General features: G+C 69.6%; 19 protein-coding genes. 1 reads left to right on the top strand and 18 read right to left on the bottom strand.

Annotated features, from left to right (window positions below):
- Positions 1–310: 310 nt before the first annotated feature.
- Entirely contained in the window at positions 311–517 is a 207-nt protein-coding gene (locus tag KTR9_RS23345; protein WP_014928426.1) for a hypothetical protein, read from the top strand.
- A 74-nt stretch (positions 518–591) separates the two neighbouring features.
- On the opposite strand, the gene KTR9_RS23340 is transcribed toward KTR9_RS23345, so the two are convergent.
- The 18 genes from KTR9_RS23340 to KTR9_RS23255 all read right to left on the bottom strand — a co-directional run bounded on the left by KTR9_RS23340 (position 592) and on the right by KTR9_RS23255 (position 15,158).
- The gene (locus tag KTR9_RS23340; RefSeq protein WP_014928425.1) at positions 592–1,920 is read right to left on the bottom strand and encodes an MFS transporter; all 1,329 of its coding nucleotides are present in this window, start codon (positions 1,918–1,920) and stop codon (positions 592–594) included.
- Positions 1,921–1,971: 51 nt separating this feature from the next.
- Positions 1,972–2,376: a RidA family protein gene (locus KTR9_RS23335; RefSeq protein ID WP_010843277.1), complete on the bottom strand. Its 405-nt coding sequence runs from the start codon at positions 2,374–2,376 to the stop codon at positions 1,972–1,974.
- Positions 2,373–2,687: a hypothetical protein gene (locus KTR9_RS23330; protein ID WP_014928424.1), complete on the bottom strand. Its 315-nt coding sequence runs from the start codon at positions 2,685–2,687 to the stop codon at positions 2,373–2,375. The genes KTR9_RS23335 and KTR9_RS23330 overlap by 4 nt, the downstream gene beginning before the upstream one ends.
- 14 nt (positions 2,688–2,701) lie before the next feature.
- A complete protein-coding gene (locus tag KTR9_RS23325) occupies positions 2,702–3,811 on the bottom strand; it encodes a Rieske 2Fe-2S domain-containing protein (RefSeq protein WP_014928423.1) in 1,110 nt (369 codons plus the stop codon).
- Between the two features lies 1 nt (position 3,812).
- Entirely contained in the window at positions 3,813–4,046 is a 234-nt protein-coding gene (locus KTR9_RS23320) for a recombinase-like helix-turn-helix domain-containing protein (protein WP_004018951.1), read from the bottom strand.
- Positions 4,043–4,501 carry an alpha/beta fold hydrolase gene (locus KTR9_RS23315; protein ID WP_014928422.1) on the bottom strand — a complete coding sequence of 153 codons (459 nt, stop codon included), beginning with the start codon at positions 4,499–4,501 and terminating at the stop codon, positions 4,043–4,045. Before KTR9_RS23315 ends, KTR9_RS23320 begins: the two co-directional genes overlap by 4 nt.
- A complete protein-coding gene (locus KTR9_RS23310; protein ID WP_014928421.1) occupies positions 4,498–6,192 on the bottom strand; it encodes a thiamine pyrophosphate-binding protein in 1,695 nt (564 codons plus the stop codon). The genes KTR9_RS23315 and KTR9_RS23310 overlap by 4 nt, the downstream gene beginning before the upstream one ends.
- Before the next feature lie 64 nt (positions 6,193–6,256).
- Positions 6,257–7,036: an SDR family oxidoreductase gene (locus tag KTR9_RS23305; protein ID WP_010843283.1), complete on the bottom strand. Its 780-nt coding sequence runs from the start codon at positions 7,034–7,036 to the stop codon at positions 6,257–6,259.
- Positions 7,037–7,131: 95 nt separating this feature from the next.
- The gene (locus tag KTR9_RS23300) at positions 7,132–7,875 is read right to left on the bottom strand and encodes an SDR family oxidoreductase (RefSeq protein ID WP_044507363.1); all 744 of its coding nucleotides are present in this window, start codon (positions 7,873–7,875) and stop codon (positions 7,132–7,134) included.
- Positions 7,872–8,672, bottom strand: coding sequence for an alpha/beta fold hydrolase (locus KTR9_RS23295; protein WP_014928419.1), 801 nt, complete (start codon positions 8,670–8,672; stop codon positions 7,872–7,874). The genes KTR9_RS23300 and KTR9_RS23295 overlap by 4 nt, the downstream gene beginning before the upstream one ends.
- Positions 8,669–9,667: a VOC family protein gene (locus KTR9_RS23290; protein ID WP_010843286.1), complete on the bottom strand. Its 999-nt coding sequence runs from the start codon at positions 9,665–9,667 to the stop codon at positions 8,669–8,671. The genes KTR9_RS23295 and KTR9_RS23290 overlap by 4 nt, the downstream gene beginning before the upstream one ends.
- A gap of 9 nt (positions 9,668–9,676) precedes the next feature.
- The gene (locus tag KTR9_RS23285) at positions 9,677–10,627 is read right to left on the bottom strand and encodes a PDR/VanB family oxidoreductase (RefSeq protein ID WP_014928418.1); all 951 of its coding nucleotides are present in this window, start codon (positions 10,625–10,627) and stop codon (positions 9,677–9,679) included.
- Between the two features lie 44 nt (positions 10,628–10,671).
- On the bottom strand, positions 10,672–11,190 hold the full coding sequence (locus KTR9_RS23280; protein WP_010843288.1) for a cupin domain-containing protein: 519 nt from the start codon (positions 11,188–11,190) through the stop codon (positions 10,672–10,674).
- A gap of 49 nt (positions 11,191–11,239) precedes the next feature.
- Positions 11,240–11,638, bottom strand: coding sequence for a RidA family protein (locus tag KTR9_RS23275; RefSeq protein ID WP_014928417.1), 399 nt, complete (start codon positions 11,636–11,638; stop codon positions 11,240–11,242).
- Between the two features lie 56 nt (positions 11,639–11,694).
- The gene (locus KTR9_RS23270; protein WP_014928416.1) at positions 11,695–13,215 is read right to left on the bottom strand and encodes an aldehyde dehydrogenase; all 1,521 of its coding nucleotides are present in this window, start codon (positions 13,213–13,215) and stop codon (positions 11,695–11,697) included.
- A 211-nt stretch (positions 13,216–13,426) separates the two neighbouring features.
- A complete protein-coding gene (locus KTR9_RS23265; RefSeq protein WP_010843291.1) occupies positions 13,427–13,966 on the bottom strand; it encodes a MarR family winged helix-turn-helix transcriptional regulator in 540 nt (179 codons plus the stop codon).
- A gap of 18 nt (positions 13,967–13,984) precedes the next feature.
- Positions 13,985–14,842, bottom strand: a complete 858-nt coding sequence (locus KTR9_RS23260; protein ID WP_014928770.1) for an alpha/beta fold hydrolase — start codon at positions 14,840–14,842, stop codon at positions 13,985–13,987.
- Between the two features lie 22 nt (positions 14,843–14,864).
- Positions 14,865–15,158 (bottom strand): helix-turn-helix domain-containing protein, encoded by a 294-nt coding sequence (locus KTR9_RS23255; protein WP_044508236.1) that lies wholly within the window; start codon positions 15,156–15,158, stop codon positions 14,865–14,867.
- Between the last annotated feature and the right edge of the window lie 50 nt (positions 15,159–15,208).

Genomic DNA, 15,208 nt, shown 5'->3' with positions numbered 1-15,208 from the left:
GCGCTGCGGCGCAATGGATTATCGGTTGCGGGTGGGCGGACCCTTCGAGGCTCGTCGCTATCGCTCCTCGCGCCTCAGTAACTGCGGCCTGGCGGCCGTCGTGGACTACGAAAGCCCCCCCGCTCCCTGAGGAGCGAGCTTGCGAGCGTCACGAAGGGTTTCGAAGCCTCGGTCGCCAGACCCTTCGTGACGCGCCCTCCGCAAGCTCCGGGCGCTCCTCAGGGAGCAGGGCGCCAGCGGGTCTGTGGTTCTTTCGGATTAGGGGGCGGAGGGCGGCGCCATCGCTCCTCGCACCTCTGGGAGAGTGGGGATGGAACCGAGGGGCGCCGACCTGCGTCCAAGTGCCGTGATCCCGATACCCACTGATCGTTCCGGCTTCATCTTGCGCGAGCACGCGGTGCGCGCCGGGCTCTCCGACGCCGACCTCGACGAGGCTGTGACCCGCGACCATCTGGTGTGTCTGGGTCCCGGCGTGTTCGCACTCGCGGTCGGGTACCTTTTGTGGTCGCGGCGGTGACGGCCGGCGTCGAGACGACGAACGGCGCGCCGGGAGGGTTCCCGGCACGCCGTTCGGCTGAGGCTCGGTGCGCGTCAGGCCGGTCCGCCGACCGCCTGCCCGCCGACCGCCTGCCCCCGAAGGGGTGCAGATCCGGTCGACTCGCTCCCGGCCGTGTCGTCGGGCACCTTCGGTTCGGCACGACGGAGCAGCAGGATGAGTCCCAGTGCGACCGCGACCGGGCCGCAGGCGATGAGCACGATGGCACTCGTCGACAGTCCCAGTCCGATCAGGGCGCCGCCGACGATCGGGCCGACCACGGAGCCGAGGCGGCCCATCGAGGACGCCCAGCCGACACCCGTCGCGGCGGTGGCCTGCGGATAGATCGACACCGCGACGGCGGCCTGCCCGATCATGCCGGCCTGCAGCCCGAGCCCGACACCGCCGAACACCACCAGCAGCAACGCCTTGTCGGCGCCGAGGAAGGCGGACAGGATCAGGAACACGATCGCCGCCACCGTGGTCCCGGCGAGTATCGAGCTCATCCGGTACCTGGTCGCGCCGAGGATCAGCACCCCGGCGCCGACGATGCTGCCGACGCCCAGTGCCGCCGACCCGAGCGGTGCCAGTCCCGTGCTGAAGCCGTAACTCGTCAGCAGGGTGGGCAGCCAGGACGAGAAGATGTAGAAGACCGAGAACACCATGAAGGCGAAGCCCCAGAGAAGAATGGTCCGCCCGCGCACTTCGGGGTCGAACAACCGGGCCACGGCCGCGTGGTGGCGGGCCTCCGAACCCGGGGTCACACCGGTCAGCGTGCGCTCGTCGGGCAGCCACACCCACAGGAAGGGGAACAGGACTGCCGAAGCGATGGCGCCGGCGACGAATACCGACGGCCAGCCGTACGCCGACACCAACCGTGTGCCCAACAGTCCGGCGATCAACGCCCCCATCGAGATGCCCATCGTGACGAACACCGCGATGGACTGCCGGTGCCGGGCGGGGTTGAGCGCCGTCGCCTGCGCCACGGCCGCCGGCATGACCGCACCGAGACCGAATCCGGTGATCAGGCGCAGCACGCTCAGTTCGACGATGTTGCCGGCCCAGGCCGTCAGCAGGCTGCCGATGGTGAAGACGACGACCGCGGCCAGGATGACCTTGCGGCAGCCGAAGCGCGCGGTGAGCCGTCCGACCGCGATGTAGCCGAGTGCCACTCCGAGACTCGTCAGCGAGAGCGCCGGGGTGAAGTGAGATGCCGGGACACCCCAGTCCTCCTTGAGCGCCGGCACCGAGAGGCCCAGGGCGATGGTGTCGTAGCCGTCGAGGACGACCGCGACGAAGGCGAGGATCAGCACCGGCCAGTTGGGTCTGTCGACGGCCGGTGCTGCGGGATTGTTGGGGCTGTTGGAAAGAGTTGGTCCGCTCACGATGGCGTCCTCGGTGTGTAGTCGGCGTGGCTGACGCCGGTTCGAGTGATTCTAGTCGGCCGCGGGTGCGGCCTTCGGGAGGAATCCCTGTGCCTCGACCTCGACGCTGAGGCCCGGCTCGACCAGTGCCGACACCTCGACGAGGGTCGAACACGGGAAGTCTCCGGAGAACATCGCGCTCCGGGCGCGTCCGACGGCCGCCTTGTCGGCGATGTCGGTGACGTAGATGCGCAACGCGACGATGTCGTCGACCGTGGCGCCGCACGCCTCGGTCAGTGCGCGAACACGCCGAAAGGTCTCGACGGCCTGGGCATGGGTGTCGTCGCCCCCGACCGGGCCGTCTGGGCCGCCGGCGTGCATCCCCGACAGGAAGAACTGGTCGCCGACGACACGGGCGTTGCTGAACATGTCCCGACGCGGCGGTTCCGCGACGTCGGGATGTCCGACCCGGCTCATGGCGTCACCGCTCGTCGGGCGTCGGATTCGCGGGTCAGTCGTTCGCGCACCGGCACGAAGTCGTACGTCGGGTAGAAGTCGGTGGCGAACGCACCCCACGCCCGGCGCTCGAGTTCGACGTTCACCGCGGGAAGGCGGTCGGCCGGGAGTCGGAGGGTGACGACCTGCCCGAGCCCCATGGCGACGACCCAGGAGACGATCTCGCAGCCGGCAGGCGGAAAGCCATGCCACCAGTCGTGGTCGTCGAGCCGCCCCTGCAGCTGCTCGAGGTCCTGACTCTGATCGTGGCGCAACACCACGGTCAGCAGCATCGTCTCGTCGGCGCTCACGCGTTCGCGCTCGCGAGTCGATCGGCCTGGGCGACGGCGTCGGCGCGATAGATGCGGCGAATCCGGGAGACCCCGAGATCGTGCTGGTAGAGGTGCTCCTCCCGGTCGGCGTCACCGGCAAGCGCCTCCAGGACGAGCCGGTCCTGTTCGAGGACCTCCCAGTGCTTGGCCTCCAGCGTCGTGCGGTACAGGAACCGCCACGTCTCGCGTTCCCATCCGCTCACGCGGCGCGTGCGCCAATGGAAGATCGCCGACGTCGACCGGTCGATCGGCGTGCTCATCCCGACGATCCCGAACACTCCGCCCGGGCCGGCGCCGGGACCGTACGGGATCTCGAGATCGACGTAGTCCATCGATCCGCGCACGAACTCCACCCAGTCGAAGTTGACGCCGCGCTGGTCGGTCTTCTCGAAGAAGAAACCGCGGTCGGTCTCCCGGATGCGGAACCGCGCGGAGGTGTCGCCGCCGAACATCGAATGCGAGTTGCGGTGCAAGAACGCGCCGTGCATGGGGTCGAGGACGTTGTCCATGTAGAACCGCCACGGGCCCGCCCACTCGGCGAAGTTGCCGAACCAAGACACCGCGGGATCGGACAGACGGTCCGGCAAGACGAACGGTGTCGGCACCGAATCCGCGGTCAGCGGCAGGAAGGCGAAGATCGTGTCGGCCGCCTCGACCACCTCCAGCGACACTGTCGCCCGTCGTCCCTCGAGTGCGCAGCCCGGCATCCCCGGAACCGACACGACGGTGCCCTCGCCGTCCACCTGGACGCCGTGATAGGCGCAGGCGATGCGGTCGCCGAGATGCTGACCCACCGACAGCGGCGCGCTGCGGTGCGGGCAGCGGTCCTCGAGCATGCGGACCCGCCCCTGCGCGTCGCGGAACAGGACCCAATCGACCTCGAGCCGGCGGACCGGGACCATGGCCCCGGGTTCGAGCATCCGTGAGGGGAGGATCGGGTACCAGCGGTCCCGGAGGCCGGTCGCCGCGATCTCGTCGGCGTCGAGGTGACGGCGGGTGCCCACGGCGTAGGTAGGAGTACGGCGGGCGGAGGGCCGACTGCGGGCCGCGGACCGCTGGTCGGACGTGGGCTGTGTGGTGGTCATGTCATTTCCCCAATCTGCGCATCTCGGCGCGGAAGGTCTCGGCGGTCCACGGGCCACCGTCGGGTCCGTGGAGGCCGAGGGCGTTCAGGCCGTCGGTGACCTCGTCGAGAGTCGTGGCCCCCGCGGTGAAGATCTCGGTGACCGAACCGGCGAGCTTGAGCTCGTACGGTGTCAGCGGCTCCGGATGGGTCTGGTGTGTCTCGAGGTACGGCTCGCGGGCCGGGCGGGTCATCATCGGAGGACTCCTTCGTCGATGAGTGGTGTGGGCTGGGCGAGGAGACGGCCGTCGCGGGCGGCGAGGCCCTCGGCGATCGCGACGAACGAGACGGTCCACTCCTCGAAGGACTCCCGGCATTCGGTGTGCGCGGGGACGGGCGCGCCGTCGAGGACGACGAAAACGCCGTTGTCGATGTCACCCGCAAGAGTCTGTGCCGCACCGAGATCGGTGTCGGCATCCGGCGCGGAGGCGAGGACCAGGGTCGGAACCCGGACGGCGGGAAGCATCTCCGTCGTCTCCTCGGTGAGGGGTGCGGGCTCGGCCAGGATCAGGCTCAGCACCAGATCCGGGTTCTCGACGGCCAGCGCGACCGCATCGGCGACATCGGTCCCGGAGGCGAAGACGTGGGCCTGGTCACCGGAACGCACCCGTGTCGCGATGTCGTCGTCCCACCAGAGGGTCGGAGCGATCATGACTGGGTCCCGGAGGGCTCGGGCTCAGACGGAACGTGCACGGGCGGGACGAACGGGCCGGGAGTGGGCTCGATGGCTTCGACATCCACCTCGATGAACGACGGACCGCCTCGGTTCACCGCGTCCGCCAGGGCCTCGGCGATGACGCCCGGACCCCGCACGAGCCGGTAGGGGATGTCCATCGACGCGGCGAGCAGGTCGAACCGCGGAGTGTGCAGGTCGACACCGGAGCGCCGGAAGCCGTTCTTCTGCTGCATGTTCCGCAACACTCCGTACCCGCCGTCGTTGACGACGAGCACGATGACCGGGGCGCCGGACCCGGCCAGGGAGGCGAGTTCGCCCAGGTGGACGGCGAGTCCGCCGTCACCGGCCAGCACCAGTGTGGGGACGTCGGGTCGGGCATGGGCAGCACCGATCCCCATGGCGAGTCCCTGACCGATCCCCCCGCCGAGCGGGAAGATTTTGGTCCCGCGCTCGTAGATCGGGAGCAGACGGTTGCCCCACTGGCTCGATGGGATCGTCACGTCGCGGGCGATCACCGAGCGGCGCGGCAGAGCATCACGGATCGCGGCGCAGATCTCGGCGTAGCCACCGATGTAGGTCGCGAGATCTGTCCGGACCTCCTCACGGACGGAGGTCACGCGCGCCGGCCACTCGTCGGTGGTCGCGACCGCGTCGAGCTGCTCGAGGATGGCCGTGATCGTCTGCGCGGCGTCGCCGACGAGTCCGACCGCGGCGGGGTAGACGCGTCCGATCGTCGTCGGTTCGACGTCGATCTGGATCAGCTTCTCCGGCAACGACAGTGAATACGACGCTGTCTCGTTCGACCGGAAATGCGTGCCCACGGCGAGCAGTACGTCGGCGTCGTCGAGCAGTGCCCGCACCGCTGGGGTGGTGGCGAAGTTGCCGATGACCAGAGGGACGTCCTCGGGGACGATCCCGCGTCCGGAGTTGCTGGTGAGGATGCCCGCACCGAGACTCCGCGCGAGCTCGGCCACCTGGTCACCCGCTCCGGCCGCGCCGCCACCCAGCCAGAGCAGTGGCCGTTCGGCGGTGCGCAGCAGATCGGCGGCGCGGGCGATGGCGTCGGGGTCGGCGGAAGGCGTCGACACCGTGACCGACGGCGCCGGCCGCTGGGCGTCCGGGGCGGCGAGATACTGTAGATCCGTGGGCCATTCGACGCTCGCCGGACCCGACGGTGCGGTGAGTATCCGCGTGATCGCGGTCTCGAGTTCGGCCTCGACGTCCTTGGCCTCGGTGATGGTGGTGGCGTACGCCGAGATCGCGTCGAGCATCTGCGGCTGGCCCGGGAACTCGTGGATGACACCGCGACTGGCGGCCGGCCGGTCGGGCGCGAGGAATTCGCTCTCGATCTGTCCGGTGATGTGCAGGACGCGGCTGCCCGCGGTGAGTGCCTCCACCATCGAGCCGGCGGCATTGCCTGCTCCGGTACCGGTACTGGTCAGTGCGACGCCGAGACCGCCGGACGCGCGGGCGAATCCGTCGGCGGCGTTCACCGCGGCCGCCTCGTGACGCATCTCGACGAAGTCGAGCTCGCGGTCGACGGCCTCCACCAGCGGGAGGTTGTGGATGCTGATCACCCCGAAGACGGTGGTGACGCCGTGCCGGCGTAGCACGTCGACGAGGACGTCGCCGCCGGTCGGGCGGCGGTTCCCGGTGTGTTCGGTCATCGGATGGGTCTCCTGTTGCTGGGCTGGTCCGGGGTGGACCGGACTGGGATCGGACACGACTGGGTCAGACATAGCGGTGGACCCCGCCGCCGACCTCGAGCGTTGCGCCGGTCGTGTAGCTGTTCCGCGGCGAGAGCAGGGTGGCGATGGGGAAGGCGAGTTCGTCGGCGGAACCGAATCGGCCCAGCGCGATTCCGCGGTCGTCGGCGATCTCCGCGCTCCAGGCCGCGAAGTCCTCGGCGCCGCTCGCGGCGAACCTGCGCTGCCACTGCCCGGTGTCGATGAGGCCGAGCAGTACCGAGTTGACCCGCGTCCCGTCGCTCGCGAGCTCCTCGGCGAGCGAGCTCGACAGGTTCAGCAGGCCCGCCCGCGCCGCCGAGGTGACCGCCAGGCGGGTTTCGGGCTGTCGGGACAGGATGGCGTTGACGATCACCACGGCGCCGCCGTCCGACGCCGCGAGCGCGGCACGCGTGGCACGGATGACGTGCAGCGCGCCGAAGATCTTGAGGTCGAACTCGTCGCGGATCTCCTCGTCGGTGGTCTCGTCGAGTGTGCGCATGAGCGACCGGCCGGCGTTGCAGACCACGCCGTCGAGACCACCGAGGCGGTCCACGGCGGTGGCGACGAAGGCGTCGACGGACGCGCGGCTGGTGACGTCGCACGAGGCGGTGACCACATCGGTGATGGCGGCGAGATCGGCTGTCGCGGCACGGAGACGGTCCTCGTCCCGGGCGCAGAGAGCCAGCCTCGCACCTTCCTCGGCGAGCAGCCGGGCGGTGGCGAGACCGATCCCGGAGCTCGCGCCGGTGATCAGCAGCCGGCGACCGGCGAGCTGCAGGTCCATGGGTACTCCTCGGACTGGGTTGGGGCTGGGGCGGATTGGGGGCCGGGGTTGATTGGGACCGGGGCGAAGGGTGGCTGGGCGCGGGGGACCGCGTCTCAGCGGAAGATGAATCCGCCGTCGACGACGATGGTCTGACCGGTGACGAAGGCGGCGTCCTCGGACAGCAGGAAGCGGACCACCCCGGCGACGTCCTGCGGGGTCTGTTCGCGGTCGAGTGCGCGTCCGGCGGCGTAGGTGCGGTAGCGGTCTTCGGGGACGCCTTCGGTCGCCTCGACCCGGACCAGGCCGGGCGCAACGGCATTGACGCGGACGCCGTGGGGTCCGGCGTCGCGGGCCATCGATCGCGTCATGCCGATGACCGCCGCCTTGGACGACACATAGTGCACCAGGCGAGGCGACCCGTACATCGCGACGTCGGAGGCGATGTTGACCACCGCGCCGCGCGAGCGGGACAGCAACGGCCACAGGTACTTCGTGACCGACCAGGTGCCCCGGACATTGACGTCGGTCAACCGGCCGAACTCGTCGTCGGCGAGCTCGAAGAACGTCGCGCCGCCCACGCCGTCGGCGATCGCCGCGTTGTTGACGAGGCCGGTCACGTGGTCGCCGTCGGTCTCGAGGCGATCGGCGAGAGCGCGGACGGCGTCGACGTCGGCGATGTCGGTGACGATCGCGCGGGCGTCATGACCGGCGTCGCGCAAGGCGGCCTCGGCCGCGAACGCGGTGCCCGGGTCGCGTTCGGCGATCACGAGCCGGTGCCCGTCGGCGCCGAGACGTTCGGCGATGGCACGGCCGAGTCCGCGGCCGCCGCCGGTCACCACCATGGTCCCGGCGCTCACGGCAGCGTCCCGACGAAGCTCAGGACATGGTCGGCGATGACGTCGGGTTGCTCCTGGATCGCGGCGTGGCCCGCATCGGGGACGATCCGCAGCTCGGCGCCGGGGATCTCGTCGGCGAGGAGGCGTGATTCGTCGACGCCGGTGACGGTGTCGTGCGCACCGACGAGAACGAGGGCCGGGCGGGCGAGCCGGACGAGGTCGGGTCCGAGATCGGTCGCGGCCATGTACCGGGCCGCGGCGGCGAATCCGGGCTCGCGTATCCCCGCCATGGTGGCGCGGACCTCGGCGGTGATCGCCGGATCGCAGTCCGGTGCGGTGAGCGCGCCGGCGCGGTCGGCCGCCACGTCGGCGGCGCCGCGGTCGACGAGATCGGGTATGCGCGCGAGCATTCCGGCGGCCCGCTCGGCGGTCACCCCGGAACCGCGGGTGCTGTCCGCGATGACCAGCGCGGTGACGAGATCGGGTCGGCGCAGCGCCAGATCCATGGCGATCACGCCACCCCACGACGTGCCGAGGAGTACGACCGACTGTCCGGGGACGAGCGCCTCGATGAGTTCGGCCATCTCCTCGACGGGGCCGATGCCCGGCCGCGGATCAGCCGAACGTCCGTATCCGGGTGCGTCGGGGCACCAGCAGTCGAGACCGGCGGCGGCCAGCCGCGCGGCAAGCGGGCCGCACGACGTGGCGCTGCCGCCGATCCCGTGGAGCAGCACCACGCTGTGCCTGCTCCGGATCTCGCGGCTCGACGGGTGCGCGACGACCTGCACGCGGTCGAGCACGGTGACGGTGGTGGTCATGCCACGCCCACCGTCTCGGGCAGATGGATGAAGTAGTCCGGATCGCGCGGGGTCACCAGGGAGCTCGCGCCGTGGTCGGGGATGCCGGCCATGGCCGAGCGGACCGCGGTCGTCGGCGGGCCCGCGGTGCCCCACTGATCGGAGAGTTCCGGTGTGCGGCGCCAGGTCCGGCACAGCCAGGCGTCCTCGTCGATCTGCGCGACCTCGGAGGTGTATTCGCAGACCAACCCTGCCGGGTCGGTGAAGTAGGAGAACGTGTTGTCGCCGGGACCGTGCCGACCCGGCCCCCACTGCGGGGCGATCCCGTGGGAGCGCAGGTTGCCGATGCCGCGCATGAAGTGGTCGATCGAGGTCATCTCGTAGGCGACGTGGTTGAGCGCCGGCCAGGCCGCCTGGTTCAGCGCGATGACGTGATGCTCGGAATTGCACCGGAGGAAGGACATCTGGCGCTCCGACCAGTCCGACACCCGCATGCCGAGGACCTGGGTGTAGAACGCCGTGATCCGTTCGATGTCGGTGGTGTTCAGCACGACGTGGGCGATCTTGCGCGGGATGGCACGACGACCCGCCGGCTCCTGCGACGACACGGCATGGACGTCCGCCGACAGCTCGACGGTGCGTCCCTCCGGATCGACCAGTGCGAGACCGTAACCGCCGCCGGCGTCGTCGAGCGGACCGGGCTCGCGGAGCAGCGGTACACCGATCCGGTCGAGTGCGCGGGCGGCGTCGTCGACCTCACGGGGTGTCCCGAGTGCGAAGCTGAAGCCGCCCAGGGCGTTCGCGTCGCCCCGGCGGAGGTTCAGGACGTGGTGCTCGGTGCCGGTGGCGCGGAGCCAGAACCGGTCGCCGTCCTCCTCGACGGTGCTCAGTCCCCACACCTCGTGATAGAAATCGCGCGAGGCCAGGGGATCGGGGACGCTCAGGGTGACCGACCGCAGGCTGCGCAGACGGCACACCGGCCGGTCGGTGAGAACGGGAAGCTGGGAGTAGAGCACGGGATTCCTCTAGAGGTCGAGTACGAGTTCGGCTGAGCGGCAACGTGAGACGCAGGGAAGCATCATCTGACCGCTCGCGTGTTCGGTGTCGGTGAGTACAAAGTCGCGGTGGTCGAGGTCGCCCTTGACGACCGCGACCTCGCAGGTGCCGCAGATGCCTTCCGTGCAGGAGCTGGGGACATCGACGCCCGCGTCGGCGAGTGCGTCGAGCACGGATTTGTCGGCCGGTACCGGGATACGCTGCCCGGTCCGGTCGAGAACGACGTCGAACGCGGTGTCCCCGCCGGTGTCCACCTCGACGACGGGCGCGGCGAAACGTTCGTTGCGCAGGGAGATGTCCGACGGCACGACGGCGGCGACCGCGTCGAGCAGTGCGCCGGGCCCGCAGCAGTACGCCACCGATCCGGGCGGGACGTCCTCGAACAGCGCTCGCAGATCCGGCAATCCGCCGCGCTCGTCGTCGGCATGAACGGCCGAAGTCGAGTGCGCGGCCACCTCGTCGACGAAGGCCATCGACCGTCGTGACCGGCCCGCGTACAGCATCCGCCAGGACCTGCCCTCGGACTCCAGCCGGCGCATCATCGCGACGATCGGGGTGATTCCGACCCCGCCGGCGATCAGGATGTGGTGTGCAGCACCGGGATCGATCGAGAAGGCGTTGCGCGGGCCGTCGACCTCGATCTCGGCGCCGACGGGCAGCCGGTCGTGCACGTAGGTGCTTCCGCCCCGGGAGTTCTCGGCCCGGAGGACGGCCACGGTCCATCGTGACGTGTCCTCCGGCGCCGAGCACAGCGAGTACTCCCGAACGAGTCCGTCCGACAGACGAAGTGCAACGTGGGCTCCGGGTTCCCACGCGGGGAGCGCGGCCCCGGACGGATCGACGAGCGTCACGCTCGTGACGCCGTCGGCCTCCCAGGTCTTCTGGTGCACCCGAAGAACTCTCGTGGTGTCTGTGGACATCGCGGATACCTCTCGTGGTCAGGTTCGGTGACGAACGCCGGCGTTCAGCGCGTGACGCCGAACATCTCCGAGCTCGGCGGGTAGGTGGGCAGCTGCGGCTTCTCGGCGCCGATGATCACGCAGAACAGCGCGTCGGTGTCGCCGACGTTGGCGAGGCTGCGGGGGACGCCGGCGGGGACGCGGATCAGGTCGCGGTACCCGAGGCGACGAACCGCCTTCTTGGTCCCGTCCTCCACGTCGTGGACGGCGACCTCGAGTTCACCTTCGAGGACGAAGAACACCTCTTCGACGTCGTGGTGGGTGTGCTCGGGTCCGACGGCGCCGGCGGGCAGGCGCATGTTGGAGAAGGTGAAGTGGTCCGACGGCAGTGTTCGGCTGTCGTTCTCGTGGTTGCCGGTGGCACCTGAGCCGATGTAGCGGATCTGGGCGCGCTTGAAGCGGTCACCGCCGGCGGCGGCCTGGAATCCGAGGGTGTCCCAGTCCTCGTGGCGGGTCTCTCGGCTGGCGATGCAGGAGTCGATTTGCTGCTCGAGGTCGGCGACGGTCTTCTCTGGTGCGGTCATGGGATGGTTCCTCTCGGTTCTGGGGTGGGGTCGTGGGGGGGGGGTGTGGTCAGGACGCGTGGGCGATCGCTTCGATCTCGACGGTCGCGCCGTAGGGCAGCGCGGCCACCTCGACGAAGGACCGGGCCGGGCGCGGTGCGTCGAAGACGCTCTCGTAGTGGCGGTTCGCGGCATCGCGCAGGGAGACGTCGGTGACGAAATAGGTGGTCTTGACGACGTCGGACAGGGTCATGTCGATGGTGGCCAGGCGTTCGCCGAGACGGGCCATCGCCGCGTCGAGGGCGGCTTCGACACCCGGTACGGCAACGCCGTTCTCGTCCACCGACAGTGCGCCCGACACGAATCCGAAACCGGCGACGGCGAATGCGGGACTGTACGGGTGCGCGGTGGCCTGTTCGGCTGCGGCGGGGTCGATTGAGGCGGGGTCGATCGAGGCAGGGGCGGTCATGGGCGTGGGTCCTTTCATCGGGGTGGGCGGGTCGTCGGGGTGCACGGTCCGAGCGATCACGGGTGGCGACCCCACGCGATCGGCTCGTCGCTGCGGTCGAGGTAGATACTCTTCTGGTCGGAGTACTGCCGGATCGCCTCGCGTCCCTTCTCGGTGCCGAGCCCGCTGTCGCGGAGGCCGGTGAACGGCGTCGAGATCGAGAACTGCTTGTAGGTGTTGACCCAGACGGTTCCGGCGTCGACGGCGTCGCCGAGCCGCAGGGCGCGCCGATAGTCCTCGGTCCACACGCCGCAGGCGAGTCCGTAGACGGTGTCGTTGGCCTGGGCCACGACGTCGGCCTCGTCGTCGAACGGGATGATCACCGCGACCGGCCCGAAGATCTCCTCCTGGCTGATCCGGTCGGTGTTCGACACCCCGGTCAGGATCGTGGGCGGGTAGTACCAGCCGTCCGCCAGCGGACCGTCAACGGGAACCGACCCACCGCAGCGCAATTCGGCGCCGTCGGCCACGGCTTGGCTGACCTGCGCGGCGACCGAATCGCGGTGTGCAGACGAGATCATCGGCGCGACGTCGGTGGCTGGGTCGGCACCCGGACCGATGCGCAGTAGCTGGGTGCGGCGCACCAGATCGTCGGTGAAGGCCTCGAAGAGGCTGCGCTGGACGAAGACTCGCGAACCGGCGATACAACTCTGCCCGCTGGAGGAGAAGATGCCGTACATCACTCCCTGCGCGGCGCGTTCGACGTCGGCGTCGGCGAAGACGATGGTCGGGGACTTGCCGCCCAGCTCGAGGGTGATCGGCATGAGCTTGTCGGCCGCGATCCGGCCGAGGTGCCGCCCGGTGCTCGTCCCGCCGGTGAAACTGACCTTCGCGACGTCGGGGTGGCGGACCAGTGCCTCGCCGACGGTCCGGCCCGGTCCGGGAAGGACGGACAGGACACCGCGCGGCAGGCCGGCCTCCTCGCAGATGCGGGCCAGCAGCAGGGTCACCCAGGGCGCCCAGACCGGCGGCTTGCTGACCACCGCGTTGCCCGCGGCCAGCGCGGGTGCCAGCTTCTGGGCGTCGGAGGCGATAGGTGAGTTCCACGGCGTGATGGCGCCGACGACGCCCATGGGGCGGTGCGTCGACATCGTGAGCCACGGGCCGCGCGGGGTCGTGAGCACTCCGTCGGAGGTCTCAGCCGCAGCCGCCATGTACCGGAAGGTGTTGGCCGCACTCGCGGCAAGAGCTGTCGTCTCGGCAAGGGTCTTGCCGGTGTCGAGGGTCTGCAGGCGTGCAATGCGATCCCGGGCGGCGTCGATCCCGTCGCCGATCCGGTGCAGTACAGCGGCGCGTTCGTGGGGAAGTGCACTCGCCCAACCGCTTTCGTGGGCCGCGCGGAGGCCGGCGCGGACCGCGGTGTCGACGTCGGCGGGCGTGGCCCCGTGCAGCGTCGCGAAGACCCGGCCCGTCGCGGGGTCCACGGACTCGATCAGGTCGCCGGCGCCGACCTCCCAGTGCCCGCCGACGTAGATGCGGTCGTCGAGATCGCGGGCGTCGATCCCGGGATGGGTGGAGGTACTCGTCACGAGGGGCATGTGAATCCGTTCAGAGGAGGTGGCCGAATGCCGAACCAAATATCTTTGCGCTAAGACAGTTGTAAAGCCTTAGCGCTAAGAGGTCAACCTCGAAGAAGCCCACTACAGGGGCTTGTTACACGGGATTTACGCGTCCGAAACGGCAGAGATGCAGGTCACACCGCATGTGTCGGCCATCACGGGCGGCCCGAAAAAGTTTTGAGTGCGGCGCTCAGACGGCTGCGATCGGGTCCGCTTCGCCGGGATCGAGCCCGTCACCGAGAACCGCGAATCGTGCCGAGTGTTCGAGGGCGCCCAGGAGGCGGGCGAGGTCGGCGGCCTCGTCCTCGGAGAGTTCGGCGAGCATGGTGCGGAGCTTCGCGAAGTGCTCGTCGGCGATGCGGTCGACGAGAGCCGCGCCCTCGGGAGTCAGTTCGACGTAGACCACACGCGCGTCCGAACGGTCTCGAGTGCGCGTCACGAACCCCGCGTCCTCGAGTCGTTTGACGCGCAACGACAGGCCGCCCGTGGTGACGAGGGTCTGCTCGGCGAGTTCGCCCGCGGTCAGACGGTGGTCGGGAACGGCTCGGCGCAGGCACGCGAGGACGTCGAAGCCGGAGTCGGTGATGTTGTGCTCGTCGAAGGTGGAGGCGATGCGCGCCTTGTAGACGAGAAAGCTGCGGTGGAGCCGGCCGAACACCTTGAGCGCCGAGACATCGAGCTCGGGCCGGGCGACGGCCCAATGGGACACGATGACGTCGACACCATCCATGCAGGCGAGGTTAGTGGATCACCGTGCGAGGAAGGCCCCCACGGTCGCCTCGAAGGCGGCCTTGGCCTCGATCATCACCCAGTGCCCGCACTTCGGGAAGATGTGCAGCTCGGCGTCGGGGATGAGTCGCATCGGGATCATCGCCATGTCCGGCGGGCTGACGCGGTCGTCGCGGCCCCAGGTCAGCAGTGTGGGACAGGCGACCTTGTGCATCGATGCCCAGTACGGCGGCGTGTCGGAGGCGGCCATGAACTGCTGCTGCATCTCGAATGCCGCTGAGCCGTACATCATCTGCGCCGTCTTCTGCGCGTCGGGATTGATGGCGGCCTCCCAGCGCTCGGCGATGAGTTCCTCGGTGACCAGCGAGCGATCGAAGACCATCGACGTGAGCCAGCGGACGAGCTTGTCCCGGTCCGGGGCGTCGGTGAACTCCTGCAGCAGGCGCAGGCCTTCACTGGGGCTGGGGCTGAACACATTCGGGCCGACGCCGCCGATGGTGACGAGCTTCTCGACACGCTCGGGCTTCTTGATCGCCAGGTTGACGCCGACGACGCCGCCCATCGAGTTGCCGATCATCGCGGCCTTGTCGATGTCGAGTGCGTCCATGAACCGGATGACCGAACTGCCGGCGGTCAGCACCGGGTGGCCCTCGACGGCATCGCTGACCCCGAACCCGGGGAACTCGATCACGAAACAGCGGTGTGTCTGTGCGAACTGCCCGAGATTTCCGCGGTAGTTGCGCCAGCCGGTCACACCGGGCCCGGACCCGTGCAACAGGATCAATGGCGGCGCGTCGGCGTCGCCGGCCTCGTGATAGCGCAGCGTGCCCTGATCGGTAGTCAGTTCCCGTTTGGTCGCTTCGAAGGTGACATCCACGTCGACCAGACTAGAACGTGTTCTAATCCGTTGTCACCGGGTGGGCGTGATCCGACCGGTCTGCGGCGGTGAGGTGCCCGACCCCGATGATGTCGTGCAGGATGCGATGCACGATCGCGTCGCCGACGACCTCGTAGTGGACCATCCGTCCGGCTTTCTCCGAGCGGACCCATCCCTGGTCGCGCAGTTTGCGGATCGACTGGGACGCGGCGTTCTCCGTGATGCCGATACGGGTGGCCAGTTCGGCGACCGTCGAACCGGGCCGAGCGTGCATCTCCGCGACGAGTCGCAGGCGGTTCGGGTCGCTGAGCAGCATGAACCGCGCAGCCCAGGAGTCGGCGTCGAATGAGTCCGGGTCGAATGAGT

This window comes from Gordonia sp. KTR9, assembly GCF_000143885.2.
Lineage (GTDB): Bacteria > Actinomycetota > Actinomycetes > Mycobacteriales > Mycobacteriaceae > Gordonia.
The sequence above is the reverse complement of the archived record's forward strand: the minus strand, read 5'-3'. Positions and strand labels throughout refer to the sequence as shown.

Bases quoted from the DNA above. Each gene is read 5' to 3' on its own strand.
- KTR9_RS23345 (WP_014928426.1), top strand. From the start codon at position 311: ATGGAACCGAGGGGCGCCGACCTGCGTCCAAGTGCCGTGATCCCGATA.
- KTR9_RS23335 (WP_010843277.1), bottom strand. From the start codon at position 2,376: ATGAGCCGGGTCGGACATCCCGACGTCGCGGAACCGCCGCGTCGGGAC.
- KTR9_RS23330 (WP_014928424.1), bottom strand. From the start codon at position 2,687: ATGCTGCTGACCGTGGTGTTGCGCCACGATCAGAGTCAGGACCTCGAG.
- KTR9_RS23325 (WP_014928423.1), bottom strand. From the start codon at position 3,811: ATGACCACCACACAGCCCACGTCCGACCAGCGGTCCGCGGCCCGCAGT.
- KTR9_RS23320 (WP_004018951.1), bottom strand. From the start codon at position 4,046: ATGATGACCCGCCCGGCCCGCGAGCCGTACCTCGAGACACACCAGACC.
- KTR9_RS23315 (WP_014928422.1), bottom strand. From the start codon at position 4,501: ATGATCGCTCCGACCCTCTGGTGGGACGACGACATCGCGACACGGGTG.
- KTR9_RS23310 (WP_014928421.1), bottom strand. From the start codon at position 6,192: ATGACCGAACACACCGGGAACCGCCGCCCGACCGGCGGCGACGTCCTC.
- KTR9_RS23305 (WP_010843283.1), bottom strand. From the start codon at position 7,036: ATGGACCTGCAGCTCGCCGGTCGCCGGCTGCTGATCACCGGCGCGAGC.
- KTR9_RS23295 (WP_014928419.1), bottom strand. From the start codon at position 8,672: ATGACCACCACCGTCACCGTGCTCGACCGCGTGCAGGTCGTCGCGCAC.
- KTR9_RS23285 (WP_014928418.1), bottom strand. From the start codon at position 10,627: ATGTCCACAGACACCACGAGAGTTCTTCGGGTGCACCAGAAGACCTGG.
- KTR9_RS23280 (WP_010843288.1), bottom strand. From the start codon at position 11,190: ATGACCGCACCAGAGAAGACCGTCGCCGACCTCGAGCAGCAAATCGAC.
- KTR9_RS23275 (WP_014928417.1), bottom strand. From the start codon at position 11,638: ATGACCGCCCCTGCCTCGATCGACCCCGCCTCAATCGACCCCGCCGCA.
- KTR9_RS23270 (WP_014928416.1), bottom strand. From the start codon at position 13,215: ATGCCCCTCGTGACGAGTACCTCCACCCATCCCGGGATCGACGCCCGC.
- KTR9_RS23265 (WP_010843291.1), bottom strand. From the start codon at position 13,966: ATGGATGGTGTCGACGTCATCGTGTCCCATTGGGCCGTCGCCCGGCCC.
- KTR9_RS23255 (WP_044508236.1), bottom strand. From the start codon at position 15,158: ATGCTGCTCAGCGACCCGAACCGCCTGCGACTCGTCGCGGAGATGCAC.